General features: G+C 35.8%; 10 protein-coding genes. All 10 read right to left on the reverse strand.

All coding sequences use genetic code 11. From position 1 onward, the window contains the following. Positions 1 to 35: 35 nt before the first annotated feature. Complete coding sequence (locus PHQ99_02205) at positions 36 to 617, reverse strand: GNAT family protein (GenBank protein MDD4288390.1); 582 nt, start codon at positions 615 to 617, stop codon at positions 36 to 38. A 39-nt stretch (positions 618 to 656) separates the two neighbouring features. Next, on the reverse strand, positions 657 to 1,880 hold the full coding sequence (gene gguB / locus PHQ99_02210) for a sugar ABC transporter permease (protein ID MDD4288391.1): 1,224 nt from the start codon (positions 1,878 to 1,880) through the stop codon (positions 657 to 659). Beyond that, positions 1,864 to 2,670, reverse strand: a complete 807-nt coding sequence (locus PHQ99_02215) for an ATP-binding cassette domain-containing protein (protein ID MDD4288392.1) — start codon at positions 2,668 to 2,670, stop codon at positions 1,864 to 1,866. Before PHQ99_02215 ends, gguB begins: the two co-directional genes overlap by 17 nt. Before the next feature lie 247 nt (positions 2,671 to 2,917). Next, entirely contained in the window at positions 2,918 to 4,006 is a 1,089-nt protein-coding gene (chvE, locus tag PHQ99_02220) for a sugar ABC transporter substrate-binding protein (protein MDD4288393.1), read from the reverse strand. A gap of 160 nt (positions 4,007 to 4,166) precedes the next feature. Further along, complete coding sequence (locus tag PHQ99_02225; GenBank protein ID MDD4288394.1) at positions 4,167 to 5,321, reverse strand: Gfo/Idh/MocA family oxidoreductase; 1,155 nt, start codon at positions 5,319 to 5,321, stop codon at positions 4,167 to 4,169. 210 nt (positions 5,322 to 5,531) lie between these two features. Next, entirely contained in the window at positions 5,532 to 7,421 is a 1,890-nt protein-coding gene (locus PHQ99_02230) for an ABC transporter ATP-binding protein (protein ID MDD4288395.1), read from the reverse strand. Positions 7,422 to 7,436: 15 nt separating this feature from the next. Beyond that, positions 7,437 to 9,203, reverse strand: a complete 1,767-nt coding sequence (locus PHQ99_02235; protein ID MDD4288396.1) for an ABC transporter ATP-binding protein — start codon at positions 9,201 to 9,203, stop codon at positions 7,437 to 7,439. 182 nt (positions 9,204 to 9,385) lie between these two features. After that, a complete protein-coding gene (locus PHQ99_02240) occupies positions 9,386 to 11,056 on the reverse strand; it encodes an iron ABC transporter permease (GenBank protein ID MDD4288397.1) in 1,671 nt (556 codons plus the stop codon). A 13-nt stretch (positions 11,057 to 11,069) separates the two neighbouring features. Continuing rightward, complete coding sequence (locus PHQ99_02245) at positions 11,070 to 12,158, reverse strand: ABC transporter ATP-binding protein (protein MDD4288398.1); 1,089 nt, start codon at positions 12,156 to 12,158, stop codon at positions 11,070 to 11,072. 48 nt (positions 12,159 to 12,206) lie between these two features. Next, positions 12,207 to 13,181, reverse strand: a complete 975-nt coding sequence (locus PHQ99_02250) for an extracellular solute-binding protein (protein ID MDD4288399.1) — start codon at positions 13,179 to 13,181, stop codon at positions 12,207 to 12,209. Positions 13,182 to 13,248 lie beyond the last annotated feature (67 nt).

Below are 13,248 nucleotides of genomic sequence, written 5' to 3' on the forward strand. Positions count from 1 at the left end.
CTTTAACCATTCATTTTACTGATTATTTCAATTGTCTATTTATTTTTATAATGGATAATTTTATTTAATAATTTGGGTATATTTCCCTTAAACTCTTTTGCCAGTATATCCATATACACCTGGTTATAAGTTTCTCCACCTAAAATATATGCTTCTCTTCTTATGCCAATTTCCTTAAACCCGCATTTTTTATAACATCTTATTGCTCTCTTGTTAAAAGAATGAACTCTTAAAAAAATACTATTCATATTTAATAAATTAAAAGAATAATCCAGCAATAAATTCATTGCTTCAGTCCCATATCCTTTGTTCCAGTATTTTTTGCTACCAATAAATATGCCTGCCTCGGCTGTTCTATTTATCTTGTCTACACTTAATAAACCACAAATACCTATCAACTCGTCATTTTTTAATTTTATTATAGAAAAATGATATCCTTCCTTGTATAAATTTTCCAATATTTGTTTTTCTTGTTCTATTGTAAAAATACAAGGAGCAATTGACAGGTTTAAAGTCAAATCGAGATTATTTACCCATTCAGTGAACTGCTGTGCATCATCTATATTTATTGGTGATAAATATAGATTTTTATCAACTATTTTTTTAAAATATTTAATAAGAATCTCCTCCGATCTAAAATTTACCCTGAACCCTTTTTATGTCTTCTTTCTATTCCTGGTCGCTACATCAAATACTACTGCAGCTACTAAAACAAGGGCTCTTACAATATATTGATAGGATATATCAATACCCATCAAATTCATACCACTGGTCAATGACATCATTACAAAGGCACCAACAATAGATCCGGTAACTTTTCCAATACCACCTGAGGGTGAAGCACCGCCTACAAAAGCGGCTGCTATTGCATCCAATTCAAATAATGTCCCTGCTGTTGTAGTTGCTGATTTAAAACGGGAAGCATACAGTATACCTGATAAGGCTGCAAGTACTCCCATTGAACAAAATACAATATATGTTATTTTTTTTACACTTATTCCTGTTAACTGTGCGGCTTCTGGATTACCGCCAACAGCATAAATATGTCTACCAAGATTGGTTCTGGTCATAACAAAATGATATAATAGCACCACGACTATCACAATTACTGCTGTCCATGATAGACCTCTATATCCTGACATTATCCAGGTAATAGCTCCGATTAATGCTGACATAAAAATCAATTTTAGAATAAAAAAATGGACTGGAGAGACTTTAAATTTATGGTATATCATCCTATTGCGTTTTTTGATTGCACTAATAATATAAAATATAATTACCAAAATTCCCAGCAAAAGTGTCAGTTTATGCACTCCTGCTAAAATTCCTATATCAGGAGTATAAGGAATATCAGGAATATAACCATTTCCTATAGCATTAAAGGAATCATTTGTAATAACAACGGTACCTCTGTGCATGGTTACCAGCTGCAATGCTCCTCTATAACCCAACCAACCGGCAAGTGTGGCTACAAAAGCAGGTATTTTCATCTGCCCTACTAAAAAACCAGTCAAAAAACCTGCCATAGCCCCTAAAATTACTATTAAAGCTATGCTAACAGGAGCAGACATTTGCCAGAATTCCATTGCAGTCGCCACTACTGCACCTAAAAAACCTGATAGGTAACCAACTGAAAGATCGATATGTGATATTATTATTACCAGTGTCATTCCAATGGCTAATATTGCTATATACCCGGTCTGATTTATTAAATTGCTTATGTTCCTTGATGAAAGAAAAATACCTTTTGTAGTAATAGAAAAGATTATTATAATAACCAGTAAAGCAATATACATACCCCATTCACGAATATTCTCTTGAAACATCCTGTTTACATCTTTAATTAATGTGGCTTTTTCAGGATTATTTGCTCTTGCCATCAGACCTTTTCCCTCCTTCTTCAGCAAAATCGTCACGTGCACCAACAATATATGCCACTACATGCTCCCGAAATGTATCAATATCACCTGTAACCTCTGTATCGCAGACCTTACGTCCCTGGCGTAAAACTATCATTCTATCACTAACCTGATAGATATCCTCTATGCGATGACTTATTATAATAATGGAATTACCCTGTGCCTTTAGTTCTTTTACCAAATCAAGTACTTTTTCAATTGCCGCTACACTTAATGCTGCCGTTGGCTCATCCATTATAGTAACTTTGGCATCAAATGCAGTTGCACGGGCAATTGCTATCGCTTGTCTTTGGCCACCAGAAAGGCTTTCGACTCTTAACCGAACAGAAGAAATATCAATTTTTAATCTATTCAAGAGTCTTTCTGTTTCTTTTTCCATGTAGTGTTCATCTAATATACCTATCGGTCCTAATTGCATGCTTGTTTTTTCTCTGCCCATAAATACATTTGCAACTACATCTAAATTATTAGCAAGTGCCAGATCCTGATATACCATCTCAATTCCCTGCCGGTGTGCATCCTGGGAACTTGTCATATGTATTTTTTTACCTTCCACAATAATTTCTCCTCCATCCGGGATATATGCCCCACTGAGGATTTTCATTAAAGTAGATTTACCAGCTGCATTATCTCCAACCAATCCCAGTACTTCATTATGATGTAACACCAAATCTACTCCTTTTAATGCCTGCACACCGCCAAAATTTTTTTTAATATTACGCATTTCTACAACTGGTATTTTTTCAGCCATAGTTTTCCCCTCTTTGTATTTGTATAGGAATAATTATAATTTGATAAGTGCTAAATAAAATCTAAATAATTCCATTTTTTTATATATATAATCTATTAGAAGTAGAAGCCTATTATAAATATTTAATAATTGTTTGCAAGTGGACGAAATGAGACACCCTTAATGCTTTGAGAAATTTTTCCTTCGTCCACTTGCCATTTTAAGTCAAGGATACAAAATTTCTTATTAAATCAGATTCTAATTATTTTTAGTCTAATCCGGTAAACTCAGAGGCATCCCAATAACCGGACTCTATTATTGCTTCTTTAACATTACCCTGGTCTACTGCAATAACTTCAGAAGGCTTTGCAGGAACATCGATTCTTCCATTATTGTAGGTATGAGTAGCTACCGGAACACCGCCTTCCAGGAATATTACTGCTGCATCACTGGCATCCTGCACTAATGTTCTAACGTCCTTTAGGACTGTCATTGACTGTTTACCATCAATAATATACTGAACTGAAGGTATTTCAGCATCCTGACCGGTACTAACATAACTGGTTACATCTGTATCATCAGCAAAGGCATCAGAAATAGCTCTGGAAGTTCCATCATTAGGTGCCAGTATAAAAACATCTCCCTTGTCTTCAGCACTGGCAACAGTTAGATTGGCCTCAGCAAGATTCTTTGCCGTAGTGAAGTCCCATTCAGTAGTAATCTGACCCAGGATTTCTCCCATTTCGGCACGAGTAAGCTGGGCTTTATCCTGTAATTCAATTGCCTTACTTGAATTCTTAATTACAAAAGTACCATCAGCTATCTTAGGTTGCAAAACATTCCATGCACCTTCAAAGAAAAGGAAAGAATTATTGTCGGTAGCAGCACCGGCATACAGATAAAGGGGGTTTCCGCTTCCGGTAGCTTTGTCAACCAAATACTGAGCTTGAGCTGCTCCAACTGCAATACTGTCAAAGGTTACATAGTAATCAACTGATTCAGTCTCGAGAATCAACCGGTCATAAGAAATAACCTTTAAACCAGCTTCCCTTGCCTCATCTGCTGAGGCGGCAGCGGCAGTTGCATCATGAGGACAAATTATTAGTATTTTTGCACCTTTGGTAATTAATGCCTCAACATTTTCTTTTTCTCTTGCAGAAGAGCCCTGACTAAAGAGAATCTCAGCACTATAACCGGCAGTTTCCAGCGCATCATTAAATCGTGCTTCATCCTGTATCCATCTGGGTTCATCCTTGGTAGGAAGGACAATACCAACTTCAACTGGTTGCGCAAAAGAAAAACTAACAATTGAAGAAACAAATATCAGAACTAAAATCCAAAGAATTGACTTTTTCATTTTTTTCTCTCCTTTTTAAATTTATTAATTGTTTTCTGTTGGTAAAATTGATTGTGAGTGTTCCGGTATATCACCACCTCTCTTTTTCATATTCAATAAATCCATAGTAAATTGTTAAAAGCAAACCCTTTATTTATGATATATTTACCTGATTTTAAAGTCAAATTTTTATCCACTTATCTGTTGACTGATTACTTTTTATAACTGCCTCAACAAAAGAAAGTCCTGTTATTCCTTCTTCTATGCCGGGGAAATCCCAACCGCTCTCCCCGCCGGGGCATGAATGCTGATTATCCTTATGACAGCGTATTGCCTTAAATACTGCGGCATATATATTTGCAAATGCACAGATAAAACCTTCCGGGTGTCCTGGTGGAAAATTAGATGCGTTTAGTGCATCCTTACATAATGCAGAAATGCCTTTTTTAAATATAGTGGTGGTACCGTCTGAATTCATCATTTCTAACACTTCTGGAAATTCTTGATCCCAGGATAGACCAGCCTTGTCTCCGTATATTTTTATTCGAAGAGCATTTCCTTCTCCTGTTGAAACCTGAGAAGCATGAAGCAGGCCATTGACCATATTATTAAATTTAATAAGTACTGTACCATTATCTTCAAGTTGATTTCCCGGTATAGCAGATTCAAGGTCAGCACATACCCTCTGAGGAATTAAACCGGTAATAGTTTGAACAAGGTTAATAGCATGAGTCCCGATATCTATCATGGTATTGGAGGGACCGGAGATAGCAGGATCAAGGTGCCAGGTTTTAAATGTCTGTGGATTATTAATAAGTGGAGAGAGCCATCCCTGGTTATAGCTGACTATTATATTTATTATTTTGCCCAACCTGCCTGATTTAACCAAATACCTGGCTTGTTTAATCATCGGATAACCTGTATATCCATGAGTCAAAGCTAAAACCATTCCTGTTTTTTTCTGAATATTTTTGATTTCCAGGCATTCAGCAAGAGAAATTCCCATGGGTTTATCAGTTATTACATGAAAACCATTCTCTAAAAATGCTTTTATCATATTGTAATGCAGAAAATTGGGAGTTGCAATTATTACAAATTCAATTCTCTTTTCATGTGGAAGACTGTTTTCATTTTCAATCATCCTGGAATAATCACAATATATTCTATCTCTTTCAATTCCCAGCTCCAAACCACGCTGCAGGCACTCGTCAGGGTTATTTGAAAAGACACCTGACTTTATCTCTGCTTCATTGTAAAAATTGGCTGCTACTCTATGTGTAAATCCTATAAAAGAAGTTTTTCCTGCTCCGATTATTCCTCCAAATAGTTTATCCATAGTGAACCTCCTTAGACAAAGCTACTCAGGGTCAATAATTTTACAAATTTTTTGCAGTTTAATGAATTGCTGTAGATATTGTATCTTTTTACTTAATATTATATATTAAAAATGTTTATGTACAAAAGTTTTTTTCTGACAAATGCAATAGGAATACTAAAAAGCCTCATTTTTTAACTGAAAATAAAGAGCATAAAGGATCAACAAATACTACTGATTTATATCTTTTTCTAAACCTATAACCGCAAATTGGCTATTATATAAATCCGCATAAAAACCATTTTTTTGCAATAACTCTTTGTGGGTTCCTTTTTCAACAATATCTCCTTTATCCATAACCAAAATTAAATCTGCTCCCTGAATCGTAGATAAACGGTGGGCGATTACAAAGCTCGTTTTTCCTTCCATCAGGGAGAGCATGGCATTTTGAATATGTAATTCTGTTCTGGTATCAACACTGCTGGTTGCTTCATCAAGAATCAATACAGATGGTTTTGATAATATTGCCCTGGCGATGGTCAGCAATTGTTTTTGGCCTTGAGACAGATTACTCGCTTCTTCATCAATAACTGTATCATATCCAAGGGGAAGTGTCTTGATGAAATGGTCTGCATAAGCAAGCTTTGCTGCCTTGATTACCTGTTCCTCTGTAGAATCAATTTGGCCGTAGGCGATATTTTCCTTGATACTTCCTTTAAACAGCCAGGTATCTTGCAGAACCATCCCAAAAATATCTCGCAAGTTAGCCCTTTTCATATCAAGTATATTTTTTTCATCAACAGTTATTTTTCCAGCATCAATTTCATAAAAACGCATTAATAAATTTACTAAGGTCGTCTTTCCTGCACCAGTTGGGCCAACAATGGCAATTATCTGACCTTTTTTAGCTTTAAAACTCATATCTTTGATTATTGTCTTGTTTTTATCATACCCAAACTTAACATGATTAAATTCAATATTTCCCTGTGGTTTACTTAAAATTACCGGGTTTTCTGCCTCAGGAATTTGCTCTTTTTCATCAAGGACTTCAAAAACCCTTTCAGCAGCGGCTATTGTTGATTGAATAATGTTAGCAATATTTGCTGCCTGGACAATAGGATGAGTGAACTGCCTGGAGTACTGGAGGAAAGCCTGTACATTACCAATAGTAATAGTGCCCCTGGCTACTGCAATTCCACCGAGAATAACAATAAAGACATAACTAATATTGCTTATGGCAATCATTAGTGGCATAATCATTCCGGATATAAATTGTGCTTTCCAACCAGCATCATATAGCTTATCGTTCAGCCCGCTGAATTTTTTAATTGATTTTTTCTCATAGTTGAATGCTTTTACAATTTTATGACCGGTATACATTTCCTCTACATGACCGTTCAATTGACCTAATATCTTTTGTTGTCTTGCAAAATGCCTCTGTGACTTTCCGGCAATAACCCTGGTTACAAAGAAACTTGCCGGTAAGACAAAAAGTGTTATTAATGTTAACATCGGACTTATGGTCAGCATCATGATAAAAATTCCTACTAATGAAACTATTGAGGTGATTAATTGGGTAATACTCTGCTGAAGGGTATTACTGATTGTATCAATGTCATTAGTAACCCGGCTCAGTATTTCTCCATGAGTTCTACTGTCAAAGTAACTTAGCTGCAAACGGGTCAGCTTATGACTGATTTCCTTTCTCATATCATAAACAGTCTTTTGAGTAACATCTACCATCAGATAATGCTGTAGATAGGTAAAAAGTGCATTAAGAATATATAAAGATATTAAAATAAAAATAATATTAAATATATAGGGAAAATCAATAACTGCACCGGGAACATTTTGTAGTTTAAGGAGAAACCCTTCAAATAGTTTGGTAGTTGCCCTGCCCATCACTTTGGGACTTATAATAATGAAAACAGAACTGGCGATAGCCGCAAAAAAGGTGATGCTGATTTTTACATTATGTGGTTTTAAATAACTAACCAGTCTCAACAAAGTGCCTTTAAAATCTTTGGGTTTTTCAACTGGTGTAGTCAAGCCGGAATGACCTCCCGGACCACGACCAAGGCCTCTTGCAGAAATACCTGGTTTTCTCTGTTTTTCACTCATTCTTTTTTTCCTCATTTACCTCTGTGATACAACTATCTCTTTATATACTGCACATGTTTTCATTAAATCATGATGTTTGCCTATACCGGATATCTGACCTTCATCTAAAACTACAATCTGATCAGCATTCATTACTGTAGTAACCCTTTGGGCAATAATTAGTACAGTTTTATTCTTTGTTTCAACAAGCAATTTATTACGTAATTTTGCTTCTGTTTTAAAGTCAAGCGCAGAAAAACTATCATCAAAAATGTAAATATCAGGTTTCTTCGCCAAAGCCCTGGCTATGGCTATTCTTTGCTTTTGTCCTCCGGACAAATTGCTTCCACCCTGGCTAATCATTGAATTATAGCCATCAGACATATTATTAATAAAATCAGAAGCCTGGGCAATCTCAGCTGCCTTGATAATCTCATCACCAGATATGTTATTATTTCCAAAACTGATGTTTTCTTTTACGGTTCCAGTGAATAAAATAGCCTTCTGAGGCACTATTCCAATCCTGTTGCGTAATTCAATCTGGGGTAGTTCTCTTATATCTATGCCATCAATCATAACACTTCCTCTTGTTGCATCATAAAATCTTGGAATAAGATTTATTAAAGTTGTCTTCCCTGAACCGGTACTTCCGATAATAGCAGTAACTTCTCCTGGTTTTGCTTTAAAGGAAATATTTTTAATAGCAAATTCTTCACAACCCTGATAACAAAAACAGACATTCTCAAATTCAATATTTCCTCTTTCTTTATTATCTGTAACATTGTTTCTGACAATTTTATCTCCATTATCTTTTTCATTTTTTGAATATTCCCTGCCTGATAGATCCAGATCTTTAATCTTTGGTTCAATATCCAAAACTTCATTAATCCTTATCGCTGATACCGCTGCTCTGGGTATCATTATAAATATCATGGAAACCATAATCAGGGAAAACATAATCTGTGTAGCATATTGAATAAATGCCATTAAATCCCCTACCTGCATATTACCGCTATCGATTCTGATACTCCCCTGCCATAGAATAGCCACAATAGTAAGATTAAGAATCAGTGTCATAAGTGGCATTAATGCAGACATTAGTATATTGACCTTTTTGGTAGTATTTGTTAAGTCATAATTAGTATTATCAAAACGACTTTTTTCATATTCTTCCCGATTAAAAGCCCTTATAACCCGGATACCTGTTAAATATTCTCTGAGCACTAAATTCAACCTGTCAACTTTATTCTGCATGGATTTAAAAAGTGTTGTACTTTTTTTTGCAACCAGAAAAATAATTATTGTTAAAACAGGAAGGATCCCAATCAATAATAATGCTAATTGGGCATTCCTGGATACTGCCATTATTATGCCGCCAATAAAAAGAAGTGGTGCTCTTAAAAACATTCTAAGCATTGTCACTGCTAATCGCTGAATCTGGGTAATATCATTAGTAGTCCTTACAATAAGGGAGGCAGTGCCTTTTTCATTGAACTCTTCCAGGGAGAAACTTTCCACTTTTGTGAACACCATTGAACGAAGGTCTTTAGCAAACCCGGCAGAAACTCTTGCCGATAAGTAGCTTCCAATAAGAGAGCCGGTCATTGCTATGATAGCAACAATAATCATAACCCCACCAACTCTTATAATATAACCGATATCCTGATTAACAACACCTGTATCGACCACATCTGCCATCAATGTAGGTAAAAATAATTCTGCAATAGCTTGCAAAAAAACAAAACAAATAATTCCAAGTACTGAAAGCCAGTAAGGTTTTAAATTTTTTAACAACTTAAGCAATATTATCTCTCCGGTATATAATTTTAATTTTTAAAATTATAATATATAATGCCTTTTAGATATTTTATAAATATAGATATGAAAAATCTACCATAAAATACACTTTTTTCTTTTCTTTGTAAAGCAATAAAAATATTCGGTGGGAAAAATTATAAATATTGGGAAATAAGTAAAATCCCATTTTATTTATTTGTAAATCTCGCTCCGATAAAATTGACAAGAGCAACAAGAGTCGTGGACAAAACAATCATTATAATACCTAATGCAGAGAGCCTTCCCCACAGCCCATCATTGGCAAAACGAAGAATCTGAACAGCCAGAACCTCAGTTCCTGGCCTGGACAGAACTACTGAAAGAGTCAATTCACGTAAAAACATAGTAGACATAAGAACCCATGAAGAAACAATACCCGGGATCAGTAGGGGAACTATAATTCTCCACATAGTAGTAAGCGGTTTTGCTCCACAAACCATAGAGGATTCCTCGAGATGTTTGTGTATCTGTACAAAAGCACTGCTTAAGGGACGTATGCCATATGGGAGATAAGTGGCAATATAACCTATTAGTAAGGCCCAGATAGTAGCATAAATGGGGGTGCGAACAAAGAACCACATGAATCCTACTCCGATAACAATGCCAGGAAAAGAAAAAGATAAGAAGCTTAATGACTCCAACAAGCCGGATGCTTTTGTTCTTATCTTTACAATAGTATATGCTACAAAGATAGACAAAACCACTCCAAGGGTGGCTCCAAAAACACCCAGGAACAGGCTATTTTTTAATGATAAAAGTGAAATAGGATCACTGATAACATCAGACCAGTGATTCAAATTCATCATGGAAAAAGCCCTGGAGCTTGGTACCATAGCATACGGGGTTAATGAAGTATATATTAAAACCAGAACCGGAAGTACAATTAGAACAAACATTAGAATACCAAGAATAACAAATAAAGGTATTTTTGCCTTTTTAAGTTCAATTACTGTAGGCCTATACCCACGGCTGGAAATAGTAACGTATTTTTCACTTGCTGAAGTCATATATCTATATATATAAATAAGGGTTACTGATGTAACTAAAACACTCATCCCTATAGCTGCAGCTTTACCATAATCCACTGCAAATCCTATTGATATTGTCCGGTAAATATGAGTTGACAAAACATAAATTCTTCCTGGCATACCAATTACAGATGGCACAGCAAAGGATGCCATACAACGAACAATACATAGAATAAATGAAGCCAGTATTGCTGGTTTCAGAACCGGTAGGGTTATTCTAAATAAAGTCTGTCCGCTATTTGCACCAAATACCCGGGAAGATTCTTCTAAATTTACATCAAAAGAAGCCATCGCCGGTGCAATGATAAGATAAGCTATTGGCATGTCAAGCAATCCTTCAACTAACATCATTCCCCAGAGGGAATAAATATTAAGAGGAGAACTTTCCAGCGAAAATAGCTGTTTTAGTATAAGATTTAATATACCATTAGATGGATTTAATAATAATACCCAGCTAACTGAAAAAAGTATGTGTGGAATCATCATAGGTGTAATAGAAATAATTTTAAATAAAAATTTACAGGGGATATCTGTCCTGTTGTTCAGATAAGCCAAAAATAAGGCTAATACTGTAGCAACTACTGCAGCACCGACTACAAAGATTATTGTATTAATAATAATCTTTGAAAAAGCTGGATCAGTATATGCTGAAATATATTTTTCCAGCGTAAAAGAACCGAAAGCACTGAGTCCTTCGGAAAAGCTGCCGAAGATAAGCATTATAACTGGAGAGACTGTTAAAAAGCCAACAATTAGAATTAAAACTATTGTTAATTTGGGAGTTTTTTTCATTATTGGTTCCCCGTTAAACCGAAACAAGAAGACAGTGTTCCGGGCTTACATTGAATTCCACCACATCGCCTTTTTTTAATAAGGTTTCAGGTTTTATTTTTACCATGAGGATTTCATCTCCAACTTTTATTTCTCCCTCATATGCTTCACCAATAAAAACAAGTGTTTCTATTGTGCCTTTGAGAATATTCTGCCCTACAATCTCTTTTTTATCTTCCTTTAAGTAAATAAATTCTGGTCTGATACATAATACAACTTCACTTCCCTCAGGGAAATCACGTTTCTGGCAGATAAAACTACCCATCTGGGTATCAACAACCGTTCTATCATCCTGTTGGGATTTTACTACCGCTTTAATAAGATTGGCTCTACCAATAAAATCTGCCACGAAACGGTGGGACGCATCGAAGTATATTTTTCTTGGAGAGCCAATCTCTATAATCTTTCCGGAATGCATTACCGCAATTATGTCAGAAAGAGCAAGGGCTTCAATCTGATCATGTGTTACATATACCGCTGTTATTTTGAGTTCACTGAGGAAAATTCTTAAATCTTTTCTGGTTTCTTCCCTGAGTTTTGCATCCAAATTACTTAAAGGCTCGTCAAAGAGAATAACTTTTGGTTCCGCGATTAAAGCTCTGGCAAGGGCTACGCGTTGCTGTTGACCACCTGAAATATTTGTTGCCGGCCTATGTTCAAATCCTTCCAGTTTTACAAACTTCAAAGTCTTTTCAACACGCTTTCTAATTTCTTCCCTGGGAAGCTTTTGAATTTGAAGGGGATAGGCAACATTATTAAACACATCCATGTGCGGCCAGATTGCATATGTCTGAAATACCATAGCCAGTCCCCTCTTTTCAACCGGAACATTTATTCCTTTCTTGCTGGACCAAACTACCTCATCGTCAATAATAATCTCACCAGCATCAGGAATCTCCAGACCTACTATACAGCGAAGCAGGGTAGTTTTGCCACAACCACTAGGTCCGAGTAAAGTAAATATTTTTTTCCCGGGAATTGTAAGACTTACATTATCCAATGCTTTTATCGTCTTTCCTTCTGAGTAATAATGCTTGCTGACATCTTTAATCTGGATTTCCACAGTTATCCTCCTTTGTTTGCCATTTAACTAATAATGTTTAGTTAATTTTTAGTATACATCAAATATTTCTGCAAATTCTTCTCCCCAACGTTGAATTTCTTCATCTGAAAGTTCTCTAATAGCAATAACTTCTGCCTTATCCATATCTTCAATAGGCGGGAATACGCCCGGTGCCAGTACATATTCGCCAACTTCATTCGCCAGTATGGACATAGCCTCATTTGAGAGCCAGTAATCCACAAAAGCCTTTGCTTCATCAGGATTTGGAGCAGAAGATGTCACTGCAATAGCTCGAGGTGTTCCCAAAAGTGGCTGCTCCAGCCGTGCCCAATCTAAAGGTGCCGGGGCTTTAGTGATTATGTATTTAGGCATAGAGATACCAATATGTTTTTCACCACTTTCAATTGGAGCAGGCGTAGGACCAAAAGAAGCTACAAACATGGGATTATTTGCAGCCAATCCCTCAAGAAAATCTCTCCAGGCTTCTTCTGTTTCAAAGACATTCTCCTTCAGGCCTACCAGCCAGGAAATAGTTGTCGGATGTATGGATGGATTAGCCATAACAATTCTATCCTTCCAGATTGGATCAGTTAAATCCTCATACCTTTTGGGAACCTCTTCCGGATCAACCATTTCCTTATTGTAAATAAGTCCAACATATTCTATTCCAAAAAGCTGGATACCATCTTTGCGAGTCCATTCCTGGTAATCTTCTGCCACAGGAGATATGTAATCCGACAATACTCCTCTTTCATTTAATAAATCAAGAACAGTAATTGGTGCCTGTATTACATCAGCCTGTAGCTTACCTGCTTCAAACTCAGTAATAACAGTGGCAAGGAATTTGTCAGTGGAAATTCTGGTATATTCACCGTCTATTCCTGTAGCAGTTTCGAATGCTTCCATAATCGGCTCTATTGCTGTGATGTTGGCATAAAAAGATACCTTTTGGGCTAATATCGGAATATTGAGCATTAAACATAAAATTAAAGAAATTGTAGCTATATAAATAATTTTTTTCATCACTCTAATACCTCCAAATAGATTTAGTCAATAAACTGAAAATCTTGAATTTAATAAACAAGATTAG

The organism is Atribacterota bacterium (assembly GCA_028703475.1).
Lineage (GTDB): Bacteria > Atribacterota > Phoenicimicrobiia > Phoenicimicrobiales > Stramentimicrobiaceae > JAQVMU01.

Coding starts and splice junctions, on each gene's coding strand:
- gguB (MDD4288391.1), bottom strand. CDS start 1,880: ATGGCAAGAGCAAATAATCCTGAAAAAGCCACATTAATTAAAGATGTA.
- PHQ99_02230 (MDD4288395.1), bottom strand. CDS start 7,421: ATGAGTGAAAAACAGAGAAAACCAGGTATTTCTGCAAGAGGCCTTGGT.
- PHQ99_02240 (MDD4288397.1), bottom strand. CDS start 11,056: ATGAAAAAAACTCCCAAATTAACAATAGTTTTAATTCTAATTGTTGGC.
- PHQ99_02215 (MDD4288392.1), bottom strand. CDS start 2,670: ATGGCTGAAAAAATACCAGTTGTAGAAATGCGTAATATTAAAAAAAAT.
- PHQ99_02250 (MDD4288399.1), bottom strand. CDS start 13,181: ATGAAAAAAATTATTTATATAGCTACAATTTCTTTAATTTTATGTTTA.
- PHQ99_02225 (MDD4288394.1), bottom strand. CDS start 5,321: ATGGATAAACTATTTGGAGGAATAATCGGAGCAGGAAAAACTTCTTTT.
- chvE (MDD4288393.1), bottom strand. CDS start 4,006: ATGAAAAAGTCAATTCTTTGGATTTTAGTTCTGATATTTGTTTCTTCA.